Below are 25,935 nucleotides of genomic sequence, written 5' to 3'. Positions count from 1 at the left end.
CGCCGCATCACTAGCGTCGCGCCGGATTTCAATCGGGAGCGGACGGGGCATGGCGGTCGAGGCGGTGATCTGGGATTTCGGCGGGGTGTTCACCTCATCGCCCTTCGAGGCGTTCAACCGCTTCGAGGCCGAGCGCGGCCTGCCCAAGGACCTGATCCGCCGGATCAACGCCACGAACCATCATGACAACGCCTGGGCGCTGTTCGAGCGCAACGAGGTCGACGCGGGCCGCTTCGACGAGCTGTTCCTGGAGGAGTCCACGGCGCTGGGCCATCCGGTGCGCGGCGCCGACGTGCTGCCGCTGCTGTCCGGCCAGGTGCGCCCGCGCATGGTCGAGGCGCTGAAGACCTGCAAGCAGCACTTCAAGGTGGGCTGCATCACCAACAACGTGGTCTCGATGCACAGCCCCGGCCAGGACGAGATCCAGCGCGCCGCCGGCGCCATGGGCCAGATCATGCCGCTGTTCGACGCCATCATCGAAAGCTCCAAGGCCGGCGTGCGCAAGCCGGACCCGAAGATCTACATGATGATGTGCGACCTCCTGGCCGTGGAGCCGGCCGCCTGCGTCTACCTCGACGACCTGGGGATCAACTGCAAGCCGGCCGCCCAGCTCGGCATGAAGGCCATCAAGGTCTCCGGCGTCGACCAGGCGCTCGGCGAGCTCGCCGAGGCCACCGGCCTTTCCTTCCCCGCCGCGGAGCCGGCGTGATGGCCCGGCCGGAGAGGATCGGAGCGGCGCAGGCGCTGGCGCGGCTGCCCGCCTGGCGCGCGGGGGCGAACGGGCGCGACTGCATCGTGCGCAGCTTCCGCTTCGCCGACTTCAACGCCGCCTTCGGCTTCATGACGCGCGTGGCGCTGATGGCCGACAAGCTGGACCACCATCCGGAATGGTCCAACGTCTACAACCGCGTCGAGGTGGTGCTCACCACCCACGACGCCGACGGGGTGAGCGAGCTCGACGTTCAGCTCGCCGCGTTCATGGACAAGGCCGCCGCCGAGACCGGGGCCGACTGATCATTCGATAGGGAGTTTCAGATGGCGGGACGCGTCGCGGGCAAGAAGGCCTTCATCACCGGCGGGGCGCAGGGCCTGGGCGCGGCCATGGGGCGGCGGCTCGCCGAGGAAGGCGCCAAGGTCTCCCTGGCCGACATCAACCATGAGGGCGCCAAGAAGGTCGCCGCCGAGATCAACGCGGCCCAGGGCGAGGGAACCGCCTTCGCCTTCCCGCTGGACGTGACCAAGGAAGACCAGTGGATCTACGCCCTGGAAGAGGCCGACGCGGCCATGGGCGGCATCTCGGTCCTGATCAACAACGCCGGCATCAGCCGCGGCGGCGACATCGAGACTCTCAGCTTCGAGGACTGGAAGCTGGTGATGAGCGTCAACGTCGATTCCGTGTTCCTGGGAACCAAGCACGCGCTGAAATACATGCGCCAGAACCAGCCCGGCTCGATCATCAACATCTCCTCGATCGCCGGCCTGATCGCGGCCCATAACTCGCCGGTCTACAACGCCTCCAAGGCCGGGGTCTGGCTGCTCTCCAAGGGCATCGCCCTGCACTGCGCCAAGCAGGGGCTGGACATCCGCTCCAACTCCATCCACCCGACCTTCATCGACACGCCGATCCTGGACCGCATCCGCCAGCAGTTCGGCAAGGAGAAGGCCGAGGCCAAGCTCGCCCGGCAGATCCCGCTCGGCCACATCGGCGAGCCGGACGACATCGCCAACGCCGCCGTCTACCTGGCCTCGGACGAGAGCAAGTTCATGACCGGCGCGGAGCTGAAGCTGGACGGCGGCATCTCGGCGATGTGACGGGCGGGCGGCGCGGCCGCTCAGTTCATCATGATCGAGCCGAACAGGAACTTCGCGCCGGACCGGCCGAGCAGATTGTCGGTCTCGCGCTGCAGCTCGGCGCCCAGGAAGTCGGCGTTGGGCGGTTCGCCCGGCGCCAGGCCGTTGGCGTAGGTCTGCAGCACCTGGAAATAGGCCGCCCGCAGGCGCGGCGTGGACATGGCGGCCAATTCGCGCAGCTTGGGGTCGGGCACGTCGAGCCCCGATTCCACGGTCAGGACGCCGCGATGGCCGTCGCGGCGCTTGATGGTCGCCGTCAGGATCTGGATGCGGATGTAGGAGGAGTCCGGGCCGGCGCTTTTCTTCTTCTCCTCCTCCGCGCCCGCAGGGGCGGCGAGGGCCGCCAGCGCCAAGGCCGGGAGAGCGAGGAGCGCGCGCCGTCTCATGGGTCCGTTCTGCCGCACCTATGGTTAGCGGTCTCTTTACGCGACGGGGGAGAGATTGCCCGGGCGATTCCCCAAGGTCCGTCCGGGAGGCCCTCTTGCAACGCTTCGCGCCCACCTCGCTCGACCTCGACGGCAAGGTCATCCTGGTCACCGGCGGCACGGGCTCGTTCGGCCGCCGCTTCATCGACCGCGTGCTCCAGCAGTCGCGGCCGCGCAAGCTGATCGTCTATTCGCGCGACGAGCTGAAGCAGCACGAGATGCAGATCGACCTGGCCGAGAAGTTCCCGGCCGAGCGGCGCGCCTGCATGCGCTTCTTCATTGGCGACGTGCGCGACCGCGAGCGCCTGACGCTGGCCCTGCGCGGGGTGGACATCGTCATCCACGCCGCGGCCCTGAAGCAGGTGCCGGCCGCCGAGTACAACCCCTCCGAATGCATCCACACCAACGTGCTGGGCGCGGAGAACGTGGTCTGGGCCTGCCTGACCAACCGCGTGAAGCAGGTGGTGGCGCTGTCCACCGACAAAGCCTGCAACCCGATCAACCTCTACGGGGCGACCAAGCTGGCCTCGGACAAGACCTTCGTGGCCGCCAACAACCTGTCCGGCGACATCGGCGCGCGCTTCTCGGTGGTGCGCTATGGCAACGTGGTGGGCTCGCGCGGGTCGGTGGCGCCGCTGTTCCAGCGGCTGATCGACAGGGGCGCGACTGAACTGCCGATCACCGACGAGCGGATGACCCGGTTCTGGATCACCCTCAACCAGGGCGTCGACTTCGTGCTCTCCTCGCTGTCGATGATGCGCGGCGGCGAGATCTTCGTGCCCAAGATCCCGTCGATGAAGATGACCGACCTGGCCGCCGCCATGGCGCCGGAGGCGGCGATCAAGATCATCGGCATCCGCCCCGGCGAGAAGCTGCACGAGATGATGATCTCGCAGGACGACGCGCGCACCACGGTGGACCTCGGCGACCGCTACGCCATCGAGCCCACCTTCGTGGAGTACGCCCGCAAGCCCCACGCCGCCGACAACCCGATGGTCGACGAGTCGTTCGCTTACTCCAGCGACAGCAACGACGAGTGGCTGAGCGGCGAAGGCCTGCTCGCCATGCTCAACGAACCCCATGACTGACCAGGTCCTGCCCTACGGCCGTCAGACCATCGAGGACGACGACATCGCCGCGGTGGCCGAGGCCCTGCGCGCCGACTTCCTGACCACCGGGCCGACGGTCGCGGCCTTCGAGCGGGCCTTCGCCGAGACCGTGGGCGCGGCCCACGCGGTGGCCTGCTCCAACGGCACGGCGGCCCTGCACCTGGCCATGCTGGCGCTGGACGTGAAGCCGGGCGAGGTGTGCATCGCCCCCTCCATCACCTTCCTGGCCACGGCCAACTGCGCCCGTTTCGTCGGCGCCGAGGTGGTGTTCGCCGACGTGGACCCCGACGCCGGCCTGATGACGCCGGACACCCTGGCCGAGGCCCTGGGCCGGGCCGAAGGCCGCGTGCGCGCCGTGTTGCCCGTGCACCTGCGCGGCGACGTGGCCGAGCTGCCAGCGCTGCAGGCCCTGGCCGCCCAGGCCGGCGCGGTGCTGGTGGAGGACGCCCCGCACGCGCTGGGCTCGACCATGCGCTTCGGCAACCAGGCCGAGCGGGTGGGCGACTGCCGCCATTCGGCCATGGCCACCTTCTCGTTCCATCCGGTGAAGACCATCGCCACCGGCGAGGGCGGCATGGTGACCACCGGCGACGCCCGCCTGGCCGAGCGCCTGCGCACGCTGCGCAGCCACGGCATGGTGCGGCCGGCCGGCGCGGAGCCCTGGTGGTACGAGATGCCGGAGCTGGGCTTCAACTACCGCCTGCCCGACGTGCTCTGCGCGCTTGGCCTGTCGCAGCTTTCCAAGCTGCCCCGCTTCGTCGAGCGCCGCCGCGCGCTGGCGGCCCGCTACCACGACCGGCTGGCGCCCCTTGCGCCCCTGGTCCGTCCAGCGGCGCGGCCGGAATGGAGCGATCCGGCGCTGCACCTGATGGTCGCCCTGATCGACTTCGAGGCCGCCGGCCGCACGCGGCTGCAGGTCGTCGAGGCCCTGCGCGAGCGCGGCGTGGGCAGCCAGGTGCACTACATCCCGGTGCACCGCCAGCCGTACTACCGCGAGCGCTACGGCGCGCTGGACCTGCCCGGCGCGGAGGCCTGGTACGCCCGCTGCCTGTCGCTGCCGCTCTATCCGGGCATGGCCGACGAGGATGTGGACCGGGTGGCGGACGCCCTCAGCGAGGCGCTGGGGCTCTGAGTTTCAAGACGTCGTCGCCCGGCTTGTCCGGGGCGAAGACGCGAGCGGGACTTGGCGGGTCGCGCCCTAGGCGGCCACGCCGACTTGCTGGAAGAGGCCGCGGACCTCGGCCGCGCGGTCCGGCGCGTTGGCCAGCTCGGCGCGGGTCTCATCCACGCGCATCAGCCGCAGGGCCTCCATGCGCGCCCGGTCGGCGGCCGGCCCCAGGGGGGCGGCCTCGCCGTTGGCGAGCTTGAGCAGCAGGGTCAGGCGATGCAGCGCCGGCGCCTGGGCGCGGGCGACGGTGTAGGTGAGCTTGGCGTCGGCTTCGACCATGCCGCCGACATCGCCCAGCTTGGCCTGGATCGGCTCGTAGTCTTCCGGCAACAGGCCGCCGCGCCCGGCCGCCTTCTGCAGGCGCGCCAGGCTGGCGAGCTTCGCCGCGGCGGTGTCCGGGCCGTAGCGGAACTCCTTCTCGAAGCGCAGGGCCATGACCACGGCGGCGAGGTAGCGGGCCGCCTGGCGCTTGTTGGCCGCGCCGATCACGTTCTCCACCAGCCAGATCAGGGCCTCCACCTCCTCGGCCGCCGACTTCTCGGTGCCCAGGTAGGATTCGACGAAGTCGCCGGTGATCAGCGTCTTGGAGCGCGCGGCGAACACCGCCTGCACCTCTTCCGGCGGCAGCAGCGTGCCCGTGGCGGCGGTCAGCGCCATGGCCAGGCCCCGCAGCACGTCGATCTCGGCCTCGGCGTCGCCGGGCTTCAGGCGGCGCGGGCCGGTCAGTTCGCGCATCACCCGGCGCACGATGGCCGAGCGCACGTGGCGGAACTCTCCGCCCTTGAGCCATCCGGCCAGCCTTTGCGCCGCGTCCGACAGCTTCGGCATGATCTTGGCGACGGAAGGCTCCACCTTCATCAGCGCCTCGACCTCGGCCACGGCGGTGAGGCGCGTCATCGCCGCCAGCCGCTCGCCCAGGTCCAGGTTGCGGCCGAGCAGATCGTCGACGCCGACGCCGGAGCCCATGATCTCGGCCAGGGGCTGTTCGATCGTCTGCAGGGCGAGGGCTCGGGCCGGCCCGCTCTTCGGCGCGCCGTCGGCCAGGTCGAGAAGGCGCGAGACCTTGTCGGTCCAGTTGAGCGCCGGAGCGATCGAGGCGGCGACGCCGGCGCCCAGCAGATAGCCCCGCTCGGGATTTTGCAGCACGCGCTCGGCCGCGGCGGCGAAGCCTTCCTTGTCCACGTCCGGCAGGACGCCCTTGCGGAAGTCCTTGAGCAGCTTCTCGATCGCCCGCTCGATCAGGCCCTGGAAGGTGCGGATCAGCTCATGCACGGTCAGGCTGCGGGCCTGGGCCTCGGGCACGGCGACCTTCTGGATCGCATGCTGCAGCTCCACGCCGGAGGCCTCGAGCTGCTCGACGAGGTCGGGGCGGTGCAGCAGCTCGAACGGCGTGGCGCGGTTGCGCTCGAGCCAGCCGTCCAGCAGCCGGCCGATCCGCTCGCGCGCATGGATGGTGTAGAGATCCTGCGGCGCGACGCACAGCGGCTCGCGGTCCTCGGCCACCTTCTTCGGCTTGGTGGTGTCCGGCGCGCCCTTATTTAGTATGGTGACCGACTGGAATTCGCGCGTCGCAGGGTCGAGGGTCTCCTTGGTGACGCGCACAGAAATGGCGCGACCTTCCTTGAGGAGTTCTTCGGCGAATGCGATGGCGGCGGACCGGCCTTCGGTCGCCTGCTCGAGCGTCCACTGGGCGCCGGCCTTGCGACGGCTGAAGACCTCGTAGTGAATCTGCGCGCGGTCCATGCGGCCCCTCCCGGCCAAGCATCGGAGGTTAAAGGGAATATCGTTAAAGCCGCGTTGATCCGTCGCACCCCCGCGCCACGTGGCGGAGGCGATTTCGACGCGCGCCCAATTGAGGCCACCGTGGTGGTCAAGTAGCAGCAGGCAAAGCTTCGCAAGGAGACGCGAACCTCGAATGGCCAAGATCACCCTGGTGGATGACGACGAGAACATCGTCACCTCGGTCAGTCTCGCCCTGGAAAGCCACGGCCACACCGTCAACGCCTACTACGACGGCGCGGCGGGCCTGGCGGCGTTGGAGGCCGATCCTCCGGACCTCGCCATCCTGGACGTCAAGATGCCCCGCATGGACGGCATGGAGGTGCTGCGCCGGCTGCGCCGCACGTCCGACGTGCCGGTGATCATCCTCACCTCCAAGGACGAGGAGATCGACGAGATCCTCGGCTTCAACCTCGGCGCGGACGACTACATCCACAAGCCGTTCAGCCAGCGGCTGCTGATCGAGCGGGTCAAGGCGATCCTGCGCCGCGCGGGCGGGCCCGAGGAGGAGGACGCGCCGGCCGCGCCCCAGGCGGGCGATCCCAACTCGCGGGCGATCAAGCGCGGCAAGCTCACGCTCGACCCGGCCCGGCACGACTGCCTGTGGGACGGAAAGCCGGTGAAGCTGACCGTGACCGAGTTCCTGCTGCTGCAGTCGCTGGCGCAACGGCCCGGATTCGTGAAGAGCCGCGACAACCTGATGGACGCGGCCTACGACGATCAGGTCTATGTGGACGACCGCACGATCGACAGCCACATCAAGCGCATGCGCAAGAAGTTCCGCGAGGTCGACAACACCTTCGACGCGATCGAAACCCTCTATGGCGTCGGATACAGATACCGAGAGAGCTAGGCGCAAGCCGCGCCCCTCGCGGCTGAGCTGGCTGCCGGGCTCGCGGCTGGGGCGCACGATCATCGTGCTCAACCTGCTGGGGCTGGCGGTGCTGATCACCGGCGCGCTCGTGTTGAACGAGCTGCGCCGGGGGTTGGTCAACGCGCGGATCGACAGCCTCACCACCCAGGGCGAGCTGATCGCCACCATCATCGACCGCGCGGCCACCGTGGGCGAGCCGACGCCGTCGATGAACGCCAGCTACGCCAGCGAAATCCTGCAGATCCTGTCCAACCCGCGCTCGCAGCGCGCGCGGCTGTTCGACGCCCACGGCAAGCTGATCGCCGATTCCTACTGGGTGGCCGACCGGGTGGAGTGGAAGGCCCTGCCGCCAGCCCGCTCGCGCGACGACCTGGGCGGCTTCAACCTGCAGCTCCAGGGCCAGCCGCCGCCGCCCGCGGGCGAGGAAGCCGAGCGCGCGCTGCGCCGCGAAGTGAGCCTGGCGCTCAAGGGCGACCACATCGCCGGCATGCGCGTGGCCGACGACGGCGAGCGGGTGGTCTCGGTCTCCATCCCGATCCAGCACGTGCAGGCGGTGCTGGGCGTGCTCACCCTGGAAGCCAGCGACGTGGACGAGATCATCGCCCGCGAGCGCGCCGCCCTGGTGCCGTTCATCCTGGTCGCCATCAGCGTGATGCTGATCTCCTCGTGGCTGCTCAACCGGCTGATCGCCCAGCCGGTGCTGCGGCTGGCCGGCGCCGCCGACCGCGTGCGCCAGGCCCGCGCGCGGGCCATCTCCCTGCCCGACCTGTCGCGGCGCGACGACGAGCTGGGCGACCTGACCCGCTCGCTGGAGGACATGACCGACGCGCTCTCCGAACGGATGGACGCCATCGAGAGCTTCGCCGCCGACGTGGCCCACGAGATCAAGAACCCGCTGACCTCCATGCGCTCGGCGGTGGAGACGCTGGAGCTGGTCAGCGACGCGGGCGCCCGCGAACGCCTGCTGCGCATCCTCAAGCAGGACGTGGGCCGGCTGGACCGGCTGGTCACCGACATCTCCAACGCCTCGCGGCTGGACGCCGAGCTCTCGCGCGAGGACCCGCGCGCCCTCGACCTTGGCCGGCTCCTGGCCGAGGTCGCCTCGCTCTACCAGGCCACCAAGCGCGACGGCGAGCCGGAGGTGGCCTTCGCCTCGTCGGTCGGCGATCCGCTGATGGTGTCCGGCCGGGAGGGCCCGCTCGGCCAGGTGTTCCGCAACCTGATCGACAACGCCCGCTCCTTCAGCCCGCCGGGCGGAACCGTGCGGGTCAGCCTCGAGCGCGTCAGGGGGCGGGCCGTGGCGACGGTGGACGACGCCGGCCCGGGCATTCCGCCGGAGAACCTGGAGACCATCTTCGAGCGCTTCTACACCTCGCGGCCCAAGGGGACCGCCTTCGGCGGCAACTCGGGGCTGGGCCTGTCCATCGCCCGCCAGATCGTCGAGGCGCACGGCGGCGAGATCCGCGCCGAGAACCGCGCCGACGAGCATGGCCGGGTGCTGGGCGCGCGCTTCACCGTCACCCTGCCGGAGGTGCGCCGGTGATCCTGCACGCCGGCCTGGTGGCGCTGCGGCTCGGCGGGCGCTGGAAGGGCGCGCTGATCGAGGGGCCGTCCGGCTGCGGCAAGAGCGACCTGGCGCTCCGGGCGCTCGAGGCGGGCTTTCGCCTGGTGGCCGACGACCGGGTCGTGGCCTGGACCTGCGACGGCGCCCTGTTCGGCCGCGCGCCGGCCAACCTGCACGGCCTGATCGAGGTGCGCGGACTGGACGTGGGGCGCGTCCCGGCCCTCGGGTTCTGCCAGGTCGCGCTCGTGGTCCGCTGCGGGCCGGCCGAGCGCCTGCCGGACCCGGAAACCTGCGAACATCTGGGCGTTCGCCTGCCGCGCGTCGCGATTCAACCCCTGGAGGCGTCAGCGCCTGCGAAAATGCGTCGCGCGCTTGAGTGGCTTGGACATGGCGGAGAAGGGGCGTATCAAACCGGGTTCGCGACGCTCTCCTCGTCGCGTCCGGGTGGGGATTCCCGTTGAGAGAGTTGGCATGATCGGCCTCGTGATCGTCACGCACGGGCGGCTGGCGGAGGAATTCGTCCTCGCCATGGAGCACGTGGTCGGTCCGCAAGCGGCCGTGGAGGCGATCTGCATCGGGCCCGACGACGACATGGAGCGCCGCCGCAGCGACATCCTGACGGCGTGCGAGCGCGTCGATTCCGGCCAGGGCGTGATCCTGCTGACCGACATGTTCGGCGGCACCCCTTCCAACCTGGCGATCTCGGTGATGGACCAGGCCAGGGCCGAGGTGATCGCCGGACTGAACCTGCCGATGCTGATCAAGCTGGCGAGCGTGCGCTCGCGCCTGGGCCTGGCCGAGTGCGTCGCCGCCGCCCAGGAAGCCGGACGCAAGTACATCTCCGTCGCGTCCTACGTGCTCACCGGCGAGAAGTGAGCTCCAGCCGCATCGTCGAGATCGTCAACGAGCGCGGCCTGCACGCCCGCGCCTCGGCCAAGTTCGTCAAGACGGCGTCCGGCTTCGACGCCGAGGTCACCGTGAGCCGCGAGGGCCAGACCGTCGACGCCCGCTCGATCATGGGCCTGATGATGCTGGCCGCGGGCCTGGGCTCGACCATCGAGATCGCCGCAGAAGGGCCCGAGGCCGAGGCGGCGCTCGAGGCGCTCGTCACGCTGGTCGCCAACCGCTTCGACGAGGATCGCTAGAGCCCGTCAGGATGAAGTGGGCGCCGGTTCACCGCCCGGACGGGCGCTAAACCTCCGCGCCCTCCGGCGCGGCGTAGGTGAGCGAGACGAACACGTCCTCCAGGTCCGGATCCTCGGTGGCGATGTCCTTGATGTGCAGGCCCGAGGCGCGCACGGCCGCCAGCACCTGCTCGACGCTGGATTCGCCGGTGCGGTAGCTGACCGAGAAGGCGCCGCCGCCGCGCAGCTTGGTCTCGAAGCCCTCCAGATGCGGCGCCGCCGCCACCGGCTCGGCCGGCGTGACGATGACGTTGCGGGTATCCATCCGCCGCAGCAGCGTGGTGGTGGGCTCGCAGGCCACCACCTGGCCGCGGTTGATGATGGCGATCTGGTCGCAGAGCTCCTGGGCCTCTTCCAGGTAGTGGGTGGTGAGCACGATGGTCACGCCCTTGGCGTTCAGCTCCAGCACATAGTTCCAGAGCTGGCGGCGCAGCTCCACGTCCACGCCGGCCGTCGGCTCGTCGAGGATCAGCACCGGCGGGTTGTGCACCATGGCCTTGGCCACCATCAGCCGCCGCTTCATGCCGCCGGAGAGCTGGCGCACATAGGCCTTGGCCTTGTCGGCCAGACCCAGCGCGGCGAGGAGTTCGTCCGTGCGCCGCTCGTGCGGCGGCACCCCGTACATGCCGGCCTGCACCTCCAGCGCCTCGCGCGGGGTGAAGAAGGGGTCGGCGGCGATCTCCTGGGGCACCACGCCGATGGCCGCGCGCGCGTCGCGCGGGCGCTCGTCGATGTCGCGGTTCCAGATGCGCACGGTCCCGGAGGTCTTCTTGGTCAGACCCGCCAGGATGTTGATGAAGGTCGACTTGCCCGCCCCGTTGGGGCCGAGCAGGCCGAAGATCGATCCGCGCGGAATCGCCAGGTCGATCCCCTTGAGGGCCCGCATCTCCGGCGTCGTCTTGGTCGCCGGATAGGTCTTGACGAGGTTCTTCGCCTCGATCGCGTACTCAGGAAGGTCCATCGTCACCCTTGGCCGCGTGCGGTCGTTGACGGCCAAAGCCGCGGTCGCATACCTAGGCGCGCGCGGCCGTCTCGCCAAGCTTCCGGCCGCGGGAGATTTTCAGCATGGCTCCAAGAGCACGAACCAAGGGCGCCAAGGCGCCGACCCCTCCAGCGGCCGTCGTCGCGGCCATCGCCCCGCCGGAGACGGTGACCGTGCGCTCCAAGCGGATCGCCTGCGACGGCGTCGGCGGCGCGCTCGGCCATCCGCGCGTGTGGCTGGAGATGGGCGAGGCCGACTTCGTCGAATGCCCCTACTGCGACCGCCGTTTCGTGCTGGCCGCCGGCTCCGAAGGCCCCGAGGACGAGCGCCTGGCCCCCGGCGTCTACGAGGGCCCGCACGGGCACTGAGGGCCGACGGTGCGCCGCAGGCTGGTGATCGTGTCGGGCGCGCCCGGCGCCGGGAAGACGACGCTCGCGGTTCCGCTGGCCGGGGCCCTCGGCCTGCCCCTGTTCTCCAAGGACCTTCTGAAGGAAGTCCTCGTCGACGCGCTCGGCGGAGGCGGCGACCTTGAGACCACCCGGCGCTTCGGCGGCGCGGCGATGGAGCTGATCTGGTCGCTGGCCGCACGCGCGCCGGCCGCCGTGCTGGAGGCCAATTTCCGGCCGAAGAGCGGCTACGAGCGCGAAAGGCTGCAGGCGCTGGACGCCGACATCCTGGAGGTCCACTGCGACTGCGGTCCGCAGGAGACGGCCCGGCGCTTCGCCGCCCGCGCCCGCCTGGACAGCCACGACCGCGCCGCGCACCCCCTGACCGAGCTCTCCGACGAGATGCTGGCCGAATACGACCGGCCGGTGGCGCTGGGGCCGGTGTTCCGCGTGGACACCGGCGCGGCCGTCGACATCGCCGCCCTGGCCCGCGAGATCGAGGCGGCCTGGGCCGGCTGACCCCTCCGCGATCGGCGGTCCAAGTCCGATCGCCGCCAGCGTGTCACGGACAAAGCGGCTATATCGTCTCCAACCGTCGAGGAGACGCCCATGAGCCAAGACGACGCCCTGGCGTTCCGCGCCCTGCACGCGGGACCGAAGATCCTGATCCTGCCCAACGCCTGGGATGCGGCCAGCGCGGCCCTGATGGCCGACGCCGGCGCCAAAGCCGTGGCCACCTCCAGCGCCGCCGTGGCCTGGAGCCACGGCTACCCGGACGGCGACGCCCTGCCGGCCGAACGGCTGATCGCCACCCTCGAATGCGTGGTGGAGGCGATCGACGCGCCGGTGAGCGCCGACATCGAGGGCGGCTATTCGGACGATCCGGCCGAGGTGGGCGCGCTGGTCGCCCAGGTCATCGACGCCGGCGTGGTCGGGATCAACATGGAGGACGGCCAGCGCGAGCCGGAGCTCTTGTGCGCCAAGATCGCCGCGGCGCGCGAGGCCGCCGAGCGGGCCGAGGTGGATCTGTTCATCAACGCGCGCACCGACGTCTACCTGCACCGGCTGGCCGAGGGCGAAGCGGCCCTGGCCGAGGCCCTGCGGCGCGCGGAGATGTACGCCAAGGCCGGCGCGGACGGGATCTTCGTGCCGGGCCCCACCGATCCGGAGCTGATCGCGCGGCTCGTCGCCGGTATCGAACCGCCGCTCAACGTGATGGGCCGGGCCGGCGCGCCTACGGCGGCGGAGCTGGAGGCGCTGGGCGTGCGGCGGCTCAGTTCGGCCACCGGTCCGTTTCGCGCGGCCTACGCCGCCCTGGCCAAGGCCATGGCGGGCTTCATGACGGCCGGCGACGCCGCCGCGCTGGCGGCCCTGGGCCAGGGCCTGCCGGACCTGAACACGCGCTTTTCCGGCCGCTAGCCCAATAAAGGAGGCTGGCGGTCGCCCGCCGGCCCCCCAAGGGCGCATAAAAGGGCCGGCGGTCGCCCGCCGGCCCCGGGGGCGCAAAAAAGGGCCGGCGGTCGCCCGCCGGCCCCGGGGGCGCAAAAAAGGGCCGGCGGTCGCCCGCCGGCCCGGCATTGGTCAAGCGCCCGAAGAAACTCAGATGCGCTTCATCGCGTCCGCGACGGTGGCGCCCACGCACGCGTTGTAGGCGGTCAGGCGGAAGGTTTCGCCGGCGGTGGCCTGGCGGCAGACCTTCTCGGCGGCGGCGACCACGTCGGCCTGGATCTGGGCCTGCGACTTGCCGGCCACGGCGACGGTCTGGCTGATCTCCTGGGCGCTGGCGGGCGCGGCGATCAGGGCGGCGGCGGAAACGGCGGCGAGCGCGATGAAACGAACCATGGTGACTATCCCCAAAAATCTTTCCTGAATTGAATCGACGCCGCTTCTGCGGCGTGTCCCTCGGGCGCTCGCCTCGGCGACGCAATCCCTCCGGACACGCATGATTGTGCACCGCAACAGTTAAGCCATTGTGCAGCGCAACAGTTAATTTGCTGCAACGCATCATCTGAGGCGGCTGATGACCGGCGCGCCCCTTGACCCTATCTTCCCGCCATGACCGACGCCCCCGCCGCCGAAGCGCCCACGACCCAGCCGGACCCGTCCCACGCCGCCGCGCCCCAGGGGGCCAGGACGCGCCTCTATCTGGTGGACGGCTCGGGCTACATCTTCCGCGCCTATCACGCGCTGCCGCCGCTCACCCGCAAGTCCGACGGCCTGCCGGTGGGGGCCGTCGCCGGCTTCTGCAACATGCTGTGGAAGTTCCTGGTGGACATGAAGGCCGAGCCGGAGAGCCCCACCCACCTAGCCGTGGTGTTCGACCATTCCGAGAAGACCTTCCGCAACGATCTCTACGACCAGTACAAGGCGCACCGCCCGCCGCCGCCCGAGGACCTGATCCCGCAGTTCCCCCTGGTGCGCGAGGCCACCCGCGCCTTCGGCGTGCCGAGCCTGGAGCAGCCCGGCTACGAGGCCGACGACATCATCGCCGCCTACGCCCGCAAGGTTTCCGACATGGGCGGCGAGGTGGTGATCATCTCTTCCGACAAGGACCTGATGCAGCTTGTCGGCGACCGCGTCTCCATGCTCGACACCATGAAGAACGTGCGCATCGGCCGCGAGCAGGTGATCGAGAAGTTCGGCGTGCCGCCCGAAAAGGTGGTGGACGTGCAGTCCCTGTGCGGCGACTCCGTCGACAACGTGCCGGGCGCGCCCGGCATCGGCGTGAAGACCGCCGCCCAGCTCATCAACGAATACGGCGACCTGGACACGCTGCTGGCCCATGCGGGCGAGATCAAGCAGCCCAAGCGCCGCGAGACCCTGATCGAATTCGCCGACCAGATCCGCCTGTCGCGCGACCTGGTGCGGCTGGACGTGGAAACGCCCCTGCCCGCGCCGCTGGACGAACTGATCGCCGACGCGCCCGACAAGGAGGTGCTGGCCAAGTTCCTCGACGAGATGGAGTTCCGCACCCTGGCGCGCCGGGTCGACACGGCGCTGAACGGCCAGAGCGCCACGCCGGCCCCCGCCAAGGCCGCCGCGCCCGCGCCGCCCGAGAACGCGCCCATCGACGTGAACGGCTACGTCTGCGTGCGCGACCTTGCGACCCTGAAGGCCTGGATCGCCAAGGCGACGGCCAAGGGGATCGTGACCTTCGACACCGAGACGGACGCCCTGTCCTCGGCCAACGCCGGACTCTGCGGGGTTTCGCTGGCCATTTCGCCGGGCGAGGCCTGCTACATCCCGCTGGGCCACGAGGCCGAGGGCGCGGGAGGCCTGGCCTTCGAGGCGCCCGAGGCGCTGGAGCAGATTCTGCTGGACGACGCCATCGCGGCGCTGAAGCCGATGCTGGAGGACCCGGCGGTCCTGAAGGTGGCGCAGAACGCCAAGTACGACATCGCCGTCCTGTCGCGCTACGGGATCGACGTCGCGCCGATCGACGACACCATGCTGGTCTCCTATGTGCTGGAGGCCGGGCTGCACAACCACGGCATGGACGAGCTTTCCAAGCTGTGGCTCGACCACACGCCGATCCCCTTCAAGCAGGTGGCCGGAACCGGCAAGTCGCAGAAGAGCTTCAAGCACGTGCCGTTGGACGCGGCCACGGCCTACGCCGCCGAGGACGCGGACGTCACCCTGCGGCTCCACCAGCGCCTGCGCCCGCGTCTCGGCCCCGAGGGCCTGCTGACCGTCTACGAGACGCTGGAGCGGCCGATGCCGGCGGTGCTGGCGCAGATGGAGATCGACGGCATCCGGGTCGATCCGGATCGCCTGCGCCAGCTCTCCAACGACTTCTCCGTGCGCATGGGCGAGCTGGAGGCCGAGGCCCACAAGCTGGCCGGACGGCCGTTCAACCTGGGCTCGCCCAAGCAGATCGGCGAGGTGCTGTTCCAGGAGATGGGCCTGGCCTCGGGCCGCAAGACCGCCACCGGCGCCTCGTCCACCGACGCCTCCATGCTCGAGGAGCTGGCCGCCCAGGGCCACGAGCTGCCCCGCGTGATCCTCGACTGGCGCCAGCTCTCCAAGCTGAAGGGCACCTACACCGACAACCTAGTGGCCGCGATCGCGCCGCAGACCGGGCGGGTGCACACCTCCTTCGCGCTGGCCTCCACCACCACCGGGCGGCTGTCGTCGTCCGACCCCAACCTGCAGAACATCCCCGTGCGGACCGAGGAAGGCCGCAAGATCCGCAAGGCGTTCGTCGCCGAGCCGGGCAAGCTGCTGGTCAGCGCCGACTACAGCCAGATCGAGCTGCGGCTGCTGGCCCACATCGGCGACATTCCCCAGCTCAAGCGCGCCTTCGCCGAGGGGCTGGACATCCACGCCTCCACCGCCTCGGAGATGTTCGGCGTGCCGATCGAGGGCATGCCCGCCGAAACCCGCCGCCGGGCCAAGGCGATCAACTTCGGCATCGTCTACGGTATCTCGGCCTTCGGCCTGGCCAACCAGCTCTCGATCCCGCAGGACGAGGCGGCGGCCTATATCAAGACCTACTTCGAGCGCTTCCCCGGCATCCGCGCCTACATGGACCGCACCAAGCAAGCCGCGCGCGCCCAGGGGTTCGTCACCACCATCTTCGGGCGCAAGGTCAACATCCCGGCGGTGCACGGCAAGTCGGCGGCCGAGCGGGCCTTCGGCGACCGCGCCGCGATCAACGCCCCGATCCAGGGCGCCGCCGCCGACGTGATGCGCCGGGCGATGATCCGCATGCCCGCCGCCCTGAAGGCCGAGGGCCTCACGGCCAAGATGCTGCTGCAGGTGCACGACGAACTGGTCTTCGAGACCGCGCCGGAGGAGTCCGATGCGCTGATCGCGACCGCCAAGCGGGTGATGGAGCGCGCGGCGGAACCGGCCGTCGCCCTCACCGTCCCCCTGGTGGTCGAGGCCCGCGCCGCCGACAACTGGGACGACGCGCACTAGCCTCGAGACTTCCCGCGCGCAGCATCAGAAGTGGATCAAGCTTCACTATTCAATCCAAGGCCGAGCTAGTTGGGTCGTTTGGTCGCAGGGCGCAAGACTGAGCGCCTTGGGCGGGTAAACGCAAATTTACATTCGACGACTACTTGATGGGTGAAGTCTGAGGAGGGCCTCGCCCGTGCTTTCTTCCCTGTCTATTCGCAGTCGCATCAACATCCTGTCTGCGATCGCCGCCGCGGGCGCCTTGCTGGTCGCCGCCTTGAGCCTGATGAACCTGGACGCGACCATGCGTTCGGACATCGCGACGAAGACCAGGAACGTCACCGAGTCGGCCCAGTCGATCGTCGCCTACTACGGCGCCCAGGAGCAGGCCGGACAGATGAGCCGCGCCGACGCCCAGGCCGCGGCCATGCGCTCGCTGCGGGCGCTGCGCTACGGCAAGGACGACTACGTCTTCATCACCGACATGCAGGCGCGGATGCTGATGCATCCCATGCAGCCGAAGCTGGACGGCACCGACGTCTCGGGCATGAAAGACGCCAAGGGCGAGGCGATCTTCGTCAAGATGGCCGACGTCGTGCGGACCAAGTCGGCCGGCTTCGTGCGCTACGAGTGGCAGAAGCCGGACGACGGCGTGATCACGCCGAAGATCAGCTACGTAAAGGGCTATGCGCCCTGGGGCTGGGTGATCGGCACCGGGGTCTACACCGACGACGTCGCGCGCGTGGTGGGCCAGGCCAGCCTGAAGCTGGGCGGCGCCGCGCTCGCCGTCGTCATGGTCATGCTGGGCGGCGGCTGGCTCCTGGCCCGCAGCATCACCCGGCCCATGGCCCGCATCGTCGAACGCACCAAGGGCCTGGCGGCCGGCGATCAGGAAACCGAGATCCCGTTCACCGAGCGCGGCGACGAGGTTGGCCAGATCGCCTCCTCCCTCGCCGAGTTCCGCCGGGCCGCCCTGGAGCGCGCGCGGCTGGAGAAGGAGACCAACGACCTGCGCGCCGCCGGCGAGGCCGAGCGCGCCAAGGTGGCCGAAGAACGCCGGCTGGAGGCCGAGGAGGACGCCAAGGCGATCACCGAACTCGGCCGCGGGCTGGCGGCCATGGCCCAGGGCGATCTCACCCACCGGGTCGAGGCCGCCTTCGCCCCCAAGACCGAACCCCTGAAGGCCAACTTCAACCAGGCCATGGCGCGGCTCGAGGAGAGCATGGTGACGGTGGTGCAGGCCGCGCACACCATCGGCTCCGGCGCGGGCGAGATCAGCCAGGCTTCCGACGACCTGTCGCGCCGCACCGAGCAGCAGGCGGCTAGCCTGGAAGAGACCGCCGCGGCCCTGGACGAGATCACCACCACCGTGAAGCGCACGGCCGAAGGCGCCATGCACGCTCGCAAGGTGGTGCTGGAGGCGCGCGACGGCGCCGAGCGCAACGGCGAGATCGTCGCCACCGCCATCAAGGCCATGGGCGAGATCGAGGAGTCCGCCAAGCAGATCAACCAGATCATCGGCGTGATCGACGAGATCGCCTTCCAGACCAACCTGCTGGCGCTGAACGCCGGGGTCGAGGCCGCCCGCGCCGGCGAAGCGGGCAAGGGCTTTGCGGTGGTGGCGACCGAGGTGCGCGCGCTCGCCCAGCGCTCGGCCGAGGCGGCCAAGGACATCAAGTCCCTGATCGGCTCGTCCAGCGAACAGGTGAGCCGCGGCGTCGATCTGGTGGCCAGGGCCGGCCAGGTGCTGGAGGAGATCGTCGGCCAGGTGAGCGGCATCACCGACATCGTCGCCGAGATCGCCGCCTCCGCCCAGGAACAGTCCACCGGCCTGGCCGAGGTGAACACCGCCATGAACCAGATGGACCAGGTGACCCAGCAGAACGCGGCGATGGTCGAGGAGTCCACCGCCGCCAGCCACGGCCTGGCCAACGAGGCGGCCGAGCTGGCCCGCCTGATGGCCCAGTTCACCACCCACGCCTCCCGCGGCGGCGTGGTCGCGCAGCCGGCGAGGCCCGCCGCGCCGCCGCGCGCCCAGGCCTACGCTTCGGCCGGCGCCACGGCCCGCAAGGTCGAGCCGCAGGCCGTCGCGGCCGACGACGACTGGGAAGAATTCTAGGCCGCGTCGGCGGCCGGCGGATCGAACTCCGACACCAGGTGCCCGGGCGCGACCTCGACCAGCTTGGGCGCATAGACCGGCTCGGCGGAATCCGCGCTCAGCTTTGAAGGCAGGAAGCGCAGGGCTGAGCGCGGGTCCAGCGGACTGGGCGGCTCGCCGGTCAGCTTGATGCGCTTGCGGGCGCGCTCGCGCGCCGGATCGGGGATCGGCGCGGCCGAGAGCAGCGCGCGGGTGTAGGGGTGGCGCGGGTCCTCATAGAGCTGAGCGCGATCGGCCTGCTCCATCACCCGGCCGAGATAGAGCACCATCACCCGGTGGCTGATCTCGCGCACCACCGCCAGGTCGTGGCTGATGAAGATCATCGCCAGGCCCATTTCCTTCTGCAGCTCAATCAAGAGGTCGATGATCTGGGCGCGGATGGAGACGTCCAGCGCCGAGACCGCCTCGTCGCAGATCACCAGCTTCGGCTTCAGGATCATCGCCCGGGCGATGCCCACGCGCTGGTTCTGGCCGCCCGACAGCTCGTGCGGATAGCGGTTGATCAGGGCCTCGGAGAGCCCGGCCCGGCCCATCATCGCCCGCGCCTCGGTCTCGCGCTGGGCGCGGCTCAGCTCCGGCCGGAACACCCGCAGCGGCTCGGCGATGGAATCGCCGATGGTCATGCGCGGATCGAGGCTCGCCAACGGGTCCTGGAAGACGATCTGCAGGTCCTTGCGCGCGGCGCGCATGGCCTTCTGGTCGGCGTGGGTGATGTCGCGGCCCATCAGCGTCACCGCGCCGGCGCTGGGCGGGATCAGGTTCAGCACCGCCCGCGACAGGGTGGACTTGCCGCAGCCGCTTTCGCCCACCACGCCCAGGGTCTCGCCCTGGCGCACCGAAAGGTCCACGCCGTCCACGGCGCGCAGCTCGGCCTTGGCGCCGAACAGGCCCGTGCTCACCGGGAACCACACCTTGATCCCCTGACCCTCAACCACCACCGGCGCGTCGGCCGGCACCGGCGCGGGCATCGGCCGGCCGCCCCGGTCGGCGCGGTCCAGCCGCGGGATCGCGTCCAGCAGGGCGCGGGTGTAGTCGGTCCTGGGCCCGGCGAAGACCGCCTCGGCGGCGCCCTCCTCCACATAGGCCCCATCTTTCATCACGCAGACCCGGTCGGCGAGCCGCGCGATCACGCCCATGTCGTGCGTGATCAGCACCAGCGCCGTGCCTGTCTGGCGCTTCAGCTCGTCCATCAGGTCGAGGATCTCGGCCTGCACGGTCACGTCCAGCGCCGTGGTCGGCTCGTCGGCGATCAAGAGCTCGGGCCCGCCGGCCATGGCCGCGGCGATCATCACTCGCTGGCGCATGCCGCCGGACAGCTCATGCGGATACTGGCCCATGCGCCGCGCCGCGTCGGGGATGCGCACGTGATCCAGCCACTGGCGCGCGCGGGCCTTGGCCTCGGCGTCGGAGAGGCCCAGGTGCAGGCGCAGCGGCTCGGCGATCTGCTCGCCGATCTTCACGTGCGGGGTCAGCGCCGTCAGCGGGTCCTGGAAGATCATGGTCATCTTCGAGCCGCGGATGCGGTTCAGCGCCCTGGGCTTCAGCCCTAGCAGCTCCTGGCCCTGGAAGCGGGCCGATCCGCTCACCCGGCCGTTGTCGGCCAGCAGGCCCATCACCGCCATGAAGGTCTGGCTCTTGCCCGAGCCGCTTTCGCCGACGACCCCCAGGGTCTCGCCGCGGGCGATGGAGAGCGACACGCCCCGCACGGCGGCCACGGTTCCGTCGAACGTGTCGAACTCGACCTTCAGATCATCCAGGGCCAGAACGGGCGTTGCGGCGGATCGGGGCAAGGACGGTCTCGGATAGTCTGAGGGAAAGCCGGAGCTTAGACCGCCGGTCCTGACGAAGCCACCAGCGCCCGCTATAGTCGCCCGCGTTTTCTCCCGTTCGCCCGGTGTCCATGCTGCGTCCAGCCCTGTTCCTCGACCGTGACGGCGTCATCAATGTCGATCGCGGCTACGTGCACCGCTGGGAGGACTTCCAGTGGATCGACGGCGCCAAGGAGGCCATCGGCGCGTTCAACCGCGCCGGCTGGCTGGTGTTCGTGGTGACCAACCAGTCGGGCGTCGGCCGCGGCTACTACACCGAGGGCGACATGCACGCCCTGCACGATCGAATGGTCGAGGACCTGGCCAGGAGCGGCGGGCGGATCGACGCCATCTATTTCGCCCCGCAACATCCGGAGGCGCCCTTGGAGGCCTACCGCCACCCCGACCCGCCGGACCGCAAGCCCAATCCCGGCATGCTGCTGAAGGCCTTCGCCGAATGGCCGGTGGACCGCGAGCGCTCGATCATGGTGGGCGACAAGCCGGCCGACCTGGAGGCGGCGCTGCGCGCCGGAATCCGTGGCCTGCTGTTCGAGGGGGGGAACCTCGCCGAGTTCCTCGAGGCGCAGGCCGTGCTGGCATGATCGAGGTCTCGGGCGTCGTCTACGACTATCCCTCCCAGCGGGCCCTGCACGGCGTGTCCTTCAGCGTCGAGCGCGGCGCAGTGCTGGCGCTGGTCGGCCCCAACGGCGCGGGCAAGACCACCCTGCTCCGCTGCATCGCCGCCCTCGACGCGCCGACCGAGGGCAAGATCACCGTCGCCGGCCTGGACACCCAGACCGATCCGCGCGGCGTGCACGCGGCCCTGGGCTACCTGCCGGACTTTTTCGGCGTCTACGAGGAGCTGTCGGTGCGCCGCTGCCTGGTCTATGCGGCCCGCTCGCGCGGCGTGGCCGAGGCCGAGGCGGCCCGCGCGGCGGAGGAAGCGGCCGCTCGCGTGCAGCTTTCCGACCGCTTGGAGGCCCGCGCCGGCGAGCTCTCGCGGGGCCTTCGCCAGCGGCTGGCGATCGCCCAGACCATCGTCCACAAGCCCAAGGCGCTGCTGCTCGACGAGCCGGCCGCCGGCCTCGACCCTGAGGCGCGCCGCAGCCTGTCGGAGCTGATCCTGCGCCTTTCAGCCGAGGGCATGACGATCATCGTCTCCTCGCACATCCTGGCCGAGCTGGAGGACTATTCCACCCGGATGCTGATGATCCGCGAGGGCCGGGTCGCGGCGGGCGGCGTGGTGGCCGCCGGCGGCGGGGCCCGCGACGGCGCACGCATCCAGGCGAGCTTCGTCGATCCGCCGGACAACCTGGCCGAGCGCCTCGCCGCCATCGGGATCAAGCTGGAGCGCCGCGAGGGCGACGAGGCCCTGATCGCCGCCGAGGAAGGCGCGGACGACGCCGAGGTGCTTTCGCGCCTGGTGGCCGCGGGCCTGAAGGTGCGCGCCTTCCAGCCGGCCCGGCGGACTCTGGAGGACGCCTATCTCGACGAGGTGCGCCGATGAACCCTGAATTCCGGCGCAACCTGTGGCTGGAGGCCTCGCCCCGGCGCATGACCTGGGCGGCCGTGACCCTGGCGCTGGTCTATGCGGCGGCGCTGCTCAGCACGCGCGGGCGGCCGGAGTTCGCGCCCCACGCCCTCTCAGCGGCCGGCTTCGTGGTCTTCCTGGTCTGCGGCCTGCTCTGGGGCGCGCGGTCGGCGGGCGGCGCGGTGCTGGGCGAGATCACCGAGCGCACCTGGGACTTCCAGCGCCTGTCGGCGCTCACGCCCTGGCAGATGACCTGGGGCAAGCTGTTCGGCGCCTCGAGCCTGGCGTGGATCTGCGCGCTCTCGGGCCTGGCCGCCATGATCCCGCTGATGCAGCAGACGCGCGCGCCCGACTGGCCCTGGCGGCTGGCGTTCCTGATCGAGCTGGCGCTGCTGCTGCAGGGGCTGAGCCTGGCCGCGGCCCTGGTCGGCGTGCGCAAGGCCCGCGCGGAGGGCCGCCCGGCGCGCGGCGGCGCGGTGCTCGGCGGCCTCGTCCTCGGCCTGGTGCTGCTGCTGGGCGTGGCCGGCTCGCGCGGCTTCCAGCACGGCACGGGCCTGGCCTGGGCGACCCGGATCTTCGAGGGCCAGGGCTTCGTCGACTGGTGGGGCGTGATCCGCCCGGCCGCCCACTTCCGCGCTGTCGCGGTGGCCGGCTTCGCCGCGTTCGCCGTCGCCGGCGCCTGGCGGCTGATGCGGCTGGAGCTGATGATGCGTTCGGCCCTGCTCGTCTGGCCGGCGTTCCTCGTCTACCTGGCGGTGTTCGCCGGGGGCTTTCCGTTCCGCAACGGCGGGCTCGGCGCCAGCCTCCTGACCGCCGCCCTGGCCGTGGCGCTCTGCGTCTACGCGGCGGCCTTCGCCGAGCCGGCGGACCGGGTGCGCCTGCGCCGCTTCGCCTCCGCCGTGCGCGCGGGCGACCTGGCCGAGGCCGCCCATCTGGCGCCCGCCGCCCTGACCCCCCTCCTGTTCGCCGCGGGCCTGCTGCTGGCGGCGGTCCTGACCGGAGACGTGCACGGCCCGCGCCTGTGGCAGACGGCGGCCCTGGTCGCCTTCGTCGCCCGCGACCTCGCCATCGTCGCCATCTTCCGCCTGGGGCCGCGCCCGCAGCGGGGCGACCTGTCGGCGATCCTGGCGCTCGCCCTCGCCTATGCGGTGGGCGGGATCGTCGCCGCCTCGATGTTCGGCGCGGAGGGGGCGGCGATGGTCGCGCCCTCCGGCAGCATGGGCAGCGTCGTCGCCGGCCTGATCCAGGCGGTCGCGCTCTGGGCCCTGGCGGCGCGCCGGCTCAGCGCGCCTCCTGCCGCGCCAGCATCCGCTCCAGCGTCGTAAGCTCGTCCGCCTCGCCCGGCGGCTTGTCCCAGCGCAGGCGGCTGATGCGCGGAAAGCGCATGGCCACGCCCGACTTGTGCCGGGTCGAGCGCTGCAGGCCCTCGAAGGCCACCTCCAGCACCAAGCCGGCGTGAGGCTCGGCCCGCACCGCGCGCACCGGCCCGAAGCGCTCGGTGGTGTTGTCGCGCACGAACTTGTCGATCTGGCGCAGCTCCTCGTCGGTGAAGCCGAAATAGGCCTTGCCCACCGGCGTCAGGGCGCGCGAGCCGTCCGGCCCCTCCGTCCAGACGCCGAAGGTGTAATCCGAGTAAAAGCTCGACCGCTTGCCGTGGCCGCGCTGGGCGTACATCAGCACCGCGTCGATCAGGTAGGGATCGCGCTTCCACTTGAACCAGGGCCCCTTGGGCCGGCCGGCCTCGTAGATCGAGGTCCGGTGCTTCAGCATCAGCCCCTCGGCGACCTGGGGATCGCCCGCCGGCGGATCGGCCCGCAGCGCCGCGAGCTCGGCCCAGGTAGCGAACGGCTGTATCGGCGACAGGTCGATGCGCGGCGAAGCCACCCGCGCGACAAGGGCCTCCAGCCGCGCCCGGCGCTCGACGAACGGCAGGGGCCGAAGATCCGCTGCGCCCTCGGCCAGGATGTCGTAGGCGCGGATTCCGGCCGGATGGCTGGCGAGCAGCCTGGCCGAGGCGGTCTTCCGGTTCAGCCGCTGCTGCAGGTCCGAGAAGCTGGCGATCTCGCCCTGCCGCATCACCAGGAGTTCGCCGTCGATGGCGCCCTCGAACGCCAGCGCCTCGACCACGTCGGGAAAGGCGGCCGAAATGTCGTCGCCCGTGCGGCTGTAGAGGCGGCGCACGCCGCGCTCGCTGACGGCCTGCACGCGGACGCCGTCCCACTTCCATTCGGCGGCGTAGTCGGCGGGATCGAGCCTGGCGAAATCGACGGCTTCGTCGATCGCCTGGGCCAGCATCACCGGCCGAAACCGGCCCGGCGCGTCGGGTGCGGGCCGTTCGCCGCGCCCCTCCAGCCAGGCGAAGAGGTCTTCGTAGGGCGGATGCAGGGCGTGCCAGACCTCGTCGATCGCCGAGGGCTCCACGCCGCCCAGGTCGGCGCAGGCCTGTTTGGCCAGGCGCGCCGAGACGCCGACGCGCAGCGCCCCGGTCATAAGCTTCAGGAGCGCCCAGCGGCCGGTGGCGTCCAGGGCGTCCAGCCAGCCCTCGATCAGCCGCTGGACCTCGCCGCGGGAGGCGCCGGCGAGCGCGTCGACCACCTCGGCAAGCTCCGGCTCGCGGTTGGCGCCGGGGCGGGCGGGCCAGACCAGCGCCACCGTCTCGGCCAGGTCGCCCACATAGTCGTAGGACCAGCGGAACAGGATCGGGTCCATCCGCTCCTCCACCGCCTTGCGGATGAAGGCCGGCTTGGCCGCGTTGAAGGTCAGGTCGCCGGTCAGGGCCGCCAGCGCCCATCCCCGGTCCGGATCGCGCGTCCTGGCCAGATGGTCGCGCACCAGGGTCAGCTTGGCGTTGCGCGAAGCGGTGAACGACAGCCGGTCGAGGAGCTCGGCGAAGGAGCGCATCAGTCGGCCTCCTCTTCCTCGTAGCCGACCAGGGCCAGCGCCCGCGCCGGCACGCCGTGCAGCCCGGACCAGCGCACCAGCGCCTCCTCGCGGCCATGGGTGACCCACAGCTCGCCGGGCCGCAGCTCGTCGACGGTGGCGGTCAGTTCGTCCCAGTCGGCGTGGTCGGAGATCACCAGCGGCAGCTCGACCCCGCGCTGCCGGGCGCGGGCGCGCACGCTCATCCAGCCGGAGGCGAAGGCCAGCACCGGATCGGGGAAGCGCCGGCCCCAGCGGTCGGCCAGCGCCGAGGGCGGGCCGATGACGATCTCGCCCGCGAAGTCGGTCTTCGCCGAGCTGGTGGCCGGCTCCAGCGGGCCCAGCGCCACCCCATGGCGTTCATAGAGCCGGTTCAGCCGCTCCAGCGCCCCATGCACGAAGATCGGCCGCTCCCAGCCAGCCTCGCGCAACAGGGCGATCACCCGCTGGGCCTTGCCCAGGGCGTAGGCGCCCACCAGGTGGCAGCGCTCCGGGAACTGGGCGACCGAGCGCAGGAGCTTTGCGATCTCTCCCGCGTCCGGCGGATGGCGGAACACCGGCAGGCCGAAGGTCGCCTCGCTGATGAAGACGTCGCAGGCGACCGGCTCGAAGGGCGCGCAGGTGGGATCGCGCCGGCGCTTGTAGTCGCCGGACACCACCAGGGTCAGGCCGCGATGGCGCACCACCGCCTGGGCCGAGCCCAGCACGTGGCCGGCCGGGACCAGGACGACCTCCACCCCGTCGCGATGGACGACCTCGCCATAGGCCGCCGCCTGGGCCGCGCCGGCGAAATCGGCGCCGTAGCGCTCGGCCATGATGTCGAGCGTGGCCTGGGTGGCCAGCACCGCGCCGTGGCCGGCCCGCGCATGGTCGGAATGGCCGTGGGTGACCACCGCCCGCGCCACCGGCCGCACCGGGTCGATGAAGAAGTCGCCGGCCGGGCAGTAGAGCCCCTCGGGCCGGGGATGGAGCAGATCCTGCGGGCGCATCACCTGAAGCCATATGGGCGGCTGGCGGCGTTCACCAACCTTACGAAGTATTCATATTGTGAATTCGGCGTCATGACCAAGACTTAACGAGTATTCGCGAACTCAATTCCCTATACCCCCGGTCATCGGACGCGGCTGTCGCGTCCACCACACATTCAAACGGGGTTTCCCATGTCGAACTCGATCTCTCCCTTCGCCGGTCTCGCCAGCCTGATCATGGCCGCCGTGCCGCTGCTCGCCGTCGTCGCGGCGCTGTCCTCCCATGCCGTCGGGTAACCGTTGACCGCCGGGCGGCGAGGCCGTACGCCG

25 protein-coding genes are annotated in these 25,935 nt (G+C 70.9%); 18 read left to right on the top strand and 7 right to left on the bottom strand.

Going from position 1 to position 25,935, the window contains the following annotated elements:
• The first annotated feature begins 49 nt into the window (after positions 1-49).
• From ACE3TA_RS15825 to ACE3TA_RS15815, 3 genes are read left to right on the top strand one after another with little or no spacing between them, the layout of a single operon-like run.
• Positions 50-709 (top strand): HAD-IA family hydrolase, encoded by a 660-nt coding sequence (locus tag ACE3TA_RS15825; RefSeq protein ID WP_374575262.1) that lies wholly within the window; start codon positions 50-52, stop codon positions 707-709.
• Positions 709-1,014 (top strand): 4a-hydroxytetrahydrobiopterin dehydratase, encoded by a 306-nt coding sequence (locus ACE3TA_RS15820; protein ID WP_374575261.1) that lies wholly within the window; start codon positions 709-711, stop codon positions 1,012-1,014. Before ACE3TA_RS15825 ends, ACE3TA_RS15820 begins: the two co-directional genes overlap by 1 nt.
• 21 nt (positions 1,015-1,035) lie before the next feature.
• Entirely contained in the window at positions 1,036-1,812 is a 777-nt protein-coding gene (locus ACE3TA_RS15815) for an SDR family oxidoreductase (RefSeq protein ID WP_374575260.1), read from the top strand.
• A 20-nt stretch (positions 1,813-1,832) separates the two neighbouring features.
• On the opposite strand, the gene ACE3TA_RS15810 is transcribed toward ACE3TA_RS15815, so the two are convergent.
• Positions 1,833-2,237, bottom strand: a complete 405-nt coding sequence (locus ACE3TA_RS15810; RefSeq protein ID WP_374575259.1) for a hypothetical protein — start codon at positions 2,235-2,237, stop codon at positions 1,833-1,835.
• Between the two features lie 95 nt (positions 2,238-2,332).
• Here ACE3TA_RS15810 and pseB point away from each other — a divergent pair, with 95 nt between their 5' ends.
• Together pseB and pseC are read left to right on the top strand one after the other, a co-directional pair.
• Positions 2,333-3,364, top strand: a complete 1,032-nt coding sequence (gene pseB, locus ACE3TA_RS15805) for a UDP-N-acetylglucosamine 4,6-dehydratase (inverting) (protein ID WP_374575258.1) — start codon at positions 2,333-2,335, stop codon at positions 3,362-3,364.
• Positions 3,357-4,517: a UDP-4-amino-4,6-dideoxy-N-acetyl-beta-L-altrosamine transaminase gene (gene pseC / locus ACE3TA_RS15800; RefSeq protein ID WP_374575257.1), complete on the top strand. Its 1,161-nt coding sequence runs from the start codon at positions 3,357-3,359 to the stop codon at positions 4,515-4,517. Before pseB ends, pseC begins: the two co-directional genes overlap by 8 nt.
• Positions 4,518-4,583: 66 nt before the next feature.
• On the opposite strand, the gene ACE3TA_RS15795 is transcribed toward pseC, so the two are convergent.
• Positions 4,584-6,296, bottom strand: coding sequence for a hypothetical protein (locus tag ACE3TA_RS15795; protein WP_374575256.1), 1,713 nt, complete (start codon positions 6,294-6,296; stop codon positions 4,584-4,586).
• A 172-nt stretch (positions 6,297-6,468) separates the two neighbouring features.
• Between ACE3TA_RS15795 and ACE3TA_RS15790 the strand changes: the two genes are divergently transcribed.
• Genes ACE3TA_RS15790 through ACE3TA_RS15770 form a run of 5 tightly spaced genes read left to right on the top strand, consistent with a single transcriptional unit; the run spans position 6,469 to position 9,915 of the window.
• A complete protein-coding gene (locus ACE3TA_RS15790) occupies positions 6,469-7,185 on the top strand; it encodes a response regulator transcription factor (protein WP_374575255.1) in 717 nt (238 codons plus the stop codon).
• Positions 7,154-8,749: a stimulus-sensing domain-containing protein gene (locus tag ACE3TA_RS15785; protein WP_374575254.1), complete on the top strand. Its 1,596-nt coding sequence runs from the start codon at positions 7,154-7,156 to the stop codon at positions 8,747-8,749. Before ACE3TA_RS15790 ends, ACE3TA_RS15785 begins: the two co-directional genes overlap by 32 nt.
• Positions 8,746-9,231, top strand: a complete 486-nt coding sequence (locus ACE3TA_RS15780) for an HPr kinase/phosphorylase (protein WP_374575253.1) — start codon at positions 8,746-8,748, stop codon at positions 9,229-9,231. The genes ACE3TA_RS15785 and ACE3TA_RS15780 overlap by 4 nt, the downstream gene beginning before the upstream one ends.
• A 10-nt stretch (positions 9,232-9,241) precedes the next feature.
• Complete coding sequence (locus tag ACE3TA_RS15775) at positions 9,242-9,646, top strand: PTS sugar transporter subunit IIA (RefSeq protein ID WP_374575252.1); 405 nt, start codon at positions 9,242-9,244, stop codon at positions 9,644-9,646.
• A complete protein-coding gene (locus tag ACE3TA_RS15770; protein WP_374575251.1) occupies positions 9,643-9,915 on the top strand; it encodes an HPr family phosphocarrier protein in 273 nt (90 codons plus the stop codon). Before ACE3TA_RS15775 ends, ACE3TA_RS15770 begins: the two co-directional genes overlap by 4 nt.
• 46 nt (positions 9,916-9,961) lie before the next feature.
• Here the strand turns inward: ACE3TA_RS15770 and ACE3TA_RS15765 are convergent, their stop codons facing one another.
• Positions 9,962-10,915 carry an ABC transporter ATP-binding protein gene (locus ACE3TA_RS15765; RefSeq protein WP_374575250.1) on the bottom strand — a complete coding sequence of 318 codons (954 nt, stop codon included), beginning with the start codon at positions 10,913-10,915 and terminating at the stop codon, positions 9,962-9,964.
• 104 nt (positions 10,916-11,019) lie between these two features.
• Between ACE3TA_RS15765 and ACE3TA_RS15760 the strand changes: the two genes are divergently transcribed.
• The 3 genes from ACE3TA_RS15760 (at position 11,020) to ACE3TA_RS15750 (ending at position 12,741) form a co-directional block, all read left to right on the top strand.
• Complete coding sequence (locus ACE3TA_RS15760) at positions 11,020-11,304, top strand: zinc-finger domain-containing protein (RefSeq protein ID WP_374575249.1); 285 nt, start codon at positions 11,020-11,022, stop codon at positions 11,302-11,304.
• Between the two features lie 9 nt (positions 11,305-11,313).
• On the top strand, positions 11,314-11,841 hold the full coding sequence (locus ACE3TA_RS15755; protein ID WP_374575248.1) for an AAA family ATPase: 528 nt from the start codon (positions 11,314-11,316) through the stop codon (positions 11,839-11,841).
• 90 nt (positions 11,842-11,931) lie between these two features.
• On the top strand, positions 11,932-12,741 hold the full coding sequence (locus ACE3TA_RS15750) for an isocitrate lyase/phosphoenolpyruvate mutase family protein (protein WP_374575246.1): 810 nt from the start codon (positions 11,932-11,934) through the stop codon (positions 12,739-12,741).
• Positions 12,742-12,921: 180 nt separating this feature from the next.
• Here the strand turns inward: ACE3TA_RS15750 and ACE3TA_RS15745 are convergent, their stop codons facing one another.
• Positions 12,922-13,164, bottom strand: coding sequence for a hypothetical protein (locus tag ACE3TA_RS15745; RefSeq protein WP_374575245.1), 243 nt, complete (start codon positions 13,162-13,164; stop codon positions 12,922-12,924).
• 213 nt (positions 13,165-13,377) lie between these two features.
• On the opposite strand from ACE3TA_RS15745, the gene polA reads away from it, so the two are divergent.
• Together polA and ACE3TA_RS15735 are read left to right on the top strand one after the other, a co-directional pair.
• Positions 13,378-16,242: a DNA polymerase I gene (polA, locus tag ACE3TA_RS15740; protein WP_374575244.1), complete on the top strand. Its 2,865-nt coding sequence runs from the start codon at positions 13,378-13,380 to the stop codon at positions 16,240-16,242.
• A 175-nt stretch (positions 16,243-16,417) separates the two neighbouring features.
• The gene (locus tag ACE3TA_RS15735) at positions 16,418-18,340 is read left to right on the top strand and encodes a methyl-accepting chemotaxis protein (RefSeq protein ID WP_374575243.1); all 1,923 of its coding nucleotides are present in this window, start codon (positions 16,418-16,420) and stop codon (positions 18,338-18,340) included.
• Here ACE3TA_RS15735 and ACE3TA_RS15730 read toward each other — a convergent pair.
• Positions 18,337-20,169, bottom strand: coding sequence for a dipeptide ABC transporter ATP-binding protein (locus ACE3TA_RS15730; protein WP_374575242.1), 1,833 nt, complete (start codon positions 20,167-20,169; stop codon positions 18,337-18,339). The genes ACE3TA_RS15735 and ACE3TA_RS15730 overlap by 4 nt on opposite strands.
• 110 nt (positions 20,170-20,279) lie before the next feature.
• Between ACE3TA_RS15730 and ACE3TA_RS15725 the strand changes: the two genes are divergently transcribed.
• Genes ACE3TA_RS15725 through ACE3TA_RS15715 form a run of 3 tightly spaced genes read left to right on the top strand, consistent with a single transcriptional unit; the run spans position 20,280 to position 23,043 of the window.
• Positions 20,280-20,789: a D-glycero-alpha-D-manno-heptose-1,7-bisphosphate 7-phosphatase gene (locus tag ACE3TA_RS15725; RefSeq protein WP_374575241.1), complete on the top strand. Its 510-nt coding sequence runs from the start codon at positions 20,280-20,282 to the stop codon at positions 20,787-20,789.
• Positions 20,786-21,694 carry an ABC transporter ATP-binding protein gene (locus ACE3TA_RS15720; RefSeq protein ID WP_374575240.1) on the top strand — a complete coding sequence of 303 codons (909 nt, stop codon included), beginning with the start codon at positions 20,786-20,788 and terminating at the stop codon, positions 21,692-21,694. The genes ACE3TA_RS15725 and ACE3TA_RS15720 overlap by 4 nt, the downstream gene beginning before the upstream one ends.
• Positions 21,691-23,043: a hypothetical protein gene (locus ACE3TA_RS15715; RefSeq protein ID WP_374575239.1), complete on the top strand. Its 1,353-nt coding sequence runs from the start codon at positions 21,691-21,693 to the stop codon at positions 23,041-23,043. The genes ACE3TA_RS15720 and ACE3TA_RS15715 overlap by 4 nt, the downstream gene beginning before the upstream one ends.
• On the opposite strand, the gene ACE3TA_RS15710 is transcribed toward ACE3TA_RS15715, so the two are convergent.
• Positions 23,000-24,619, bottom strand: a complete 1,620-nt coding sequence (locus ACE3TA_RS15710; protein ID WP_374575238.1) for a cisplatin damage response ATP-dependent DNA ligase — start codon at positions 24,617-24,619, stop codon at positions 23,000-23,002. The two genes, ACE3TA_RS15715 and ACE3TA_RS15710, sit on opposite strands and share 44 nt — an antisense overlap.
• The gene (locus tag ACE3TA_RS15705; protein WP_374575237.1) at positions 24,619-25,626 is read right to left on the bottom strand and encodes a ligase-associated DNA damage response exonuclease; all 1,008 of its coding nucleotides are present in this window, start codon (positions 25,624-25,626) and stop codon (positions 24,619-24,621) included. The genes ACE3TA_RS15710 and ACE3TA_RS15705 overlap by 1 nt, the downstream gene beginning before the upstream one ends.
• Positions 25,627-25,935 lie beyond the last annotated feature (309 nt).

The organism is Phenylobacterium sp. (assembly GCF_041916435.1).
GTDB lineage: Bacteria > Pseudomonadota > Alphaproteobacteria > Caulobacterales > Caulobacteraceae > Phenylobacterium.
The sequence above is the reverse complement of the archived record's forward strand: the minus strand, read 5'-3'. Positions and strand labels throughout refer to the sequence as shown.

What these genes read in the sequence shown, in the direction of transcription:
- ACE3TA_RS15825 (WP_374575262.1), top strand. Translation starts at nt 50, where the DNA reads ATGGCGGTCGAGGCGGTGATCTGGGATTTCGGCGGGGTGTTCACCTCA.
- ACE3TA_RS15820 (WP_374575261.1), top strand. Translation starts at nt 709, where the DNA reads ATGGCCCGGCCGGAGAGGATCGGAGCGGCGCAGGCGCTGGCGCGGCTG.
- ACE3TA_RS15815 (WP_374575260.1), top strand. Translation starts at nt 1,036, where the DNA reads ATGGCGGGACGCGTCGCGGGCAAGAAGGCCTTCATCACCGGCGGGGCG.
- ACE3TA_RS15810 (WP_374575259.1), bottom strand. Translation starts at nt 2,237, where the DNA reads ATGAGACGGCGCGCGCTCCTCGCTCTCCCGGCCTTGGCGCTGGCGGCC.
- pseC (WP_374575257.1), top strand. Translation starts at nt 3,357, where the DNA reads ATGACTGACCAGGTCCTGCCCTACGGCCGTCAGACCATCGAGGACGAC.
- ACE3TA_RS15795 (WP_374575256.1), bottom strand. Translation starts at nt 6,296, where the DNA reads ATGGACCGCGCGCAGATTCACTACGAGGTCTTCAGCCGTCGCAAGGCC.
- ACE3TA_RS15790 (WP_374575255.1), top strand. Translation starts at nt 6,469, where the DNA reads ATGGCCAAGATCACCCTGGTGGATGACGACGAGAACATCGTCACCTCG.
- ACE3TA_RS15785 (WP_374575254.1), top strand. Translation starts at nt 7,154, where the DNA reads ATGGCGTCGGATACAGATACCGAGAGAGCTAGGCGCAAGCCGCGCCCC.
- ACE3TA_RS15775 (WP_374575252.1), top strand. Translation starts at nt 9,242, where the DNA reads ATGATCGGCCTCGTGATCGTCACGCACGGGCGGCTGGCGGAGGAATTC.
- ACE3TA_RS15765 (WP_374575250.1), bottom strand. Translation starts at nt 10,915, where the DNA reads ATGGACCTTCCTGAGTACGCGATCGAGGCGAAGAACCTCGTCAAGACC.
- ACE3TA_RS15760 (WP_374575249.1), top strand. Translation starts at nt 11,020, where the DNA reads ATGGCTCCAAGAGCACGAACCAAGGGCGCCAAGGCGCCGACCCCTCCA.
- ACE3TA_RS15750 (WP_374575246.1), top strand. Translation starts at nt 11,932, where the DNA reads ATGAGCCAAGACGACGCCCTGGCGTTCCGCGCCCTGCACGCGGGACCG.
- ACE3TA_RS15745 (WP_374575245.1), bottom strand. Translation starts at nt 13,164, where the DNA reads ATGGTTCGTTTCATCGCGCTCGCCGCCGTTTCCGCCGCCGCCCTGATC.
- polA (WP_374575244.1), top strand. Translation starts at nt 13,378, where the DNA reads ATGACCGACGCCCCCGCCGCCGAAGCGCCCACGACCCAGCCGGACCCG.
- ACE3TA_RS15725 (WP_374575241.1), top strand. Translation starts at nt 20,280, where the DNA reads ATGCTGCGTCCAGCCCTGTTCCTCGACCGTGACGGCGTCATCAATGTC.
- ACE3TA_RS15720 (WP_374575240.1), top strand. Translation starts at nt 20,786, where the DNA reads ATGATCGAGGTCTCGGGCGTCGTCTACGACTATCCCTCCCAGCGGGCC.
- ACE3TA_RS15715 (WP_374575239.1), top strand. Translation starts at nt 21,691, where the DNA reads ATGAACCCTGAATTCCGGCGCAACCTGTGGCTGGAGGCCTCGCCCCGG.
- ACE3TA_RS15710 (WP_374575238.1), bottom strand. Translation starts at nt 24,619, where the DNA reads ATGCGCTCCTTCGCCGAGCTCCTCGACCGGCTGTCGTTCACCGCTTCG.
- ACE3TA_RS15705 (WP_374575237.1), bottom strand. Translation starts at nt 25,626, where the DNA reads ATGCGCCCGCAGGATCTGCTCCATCCCCGGCCCGAGGGGCTCTACTGC.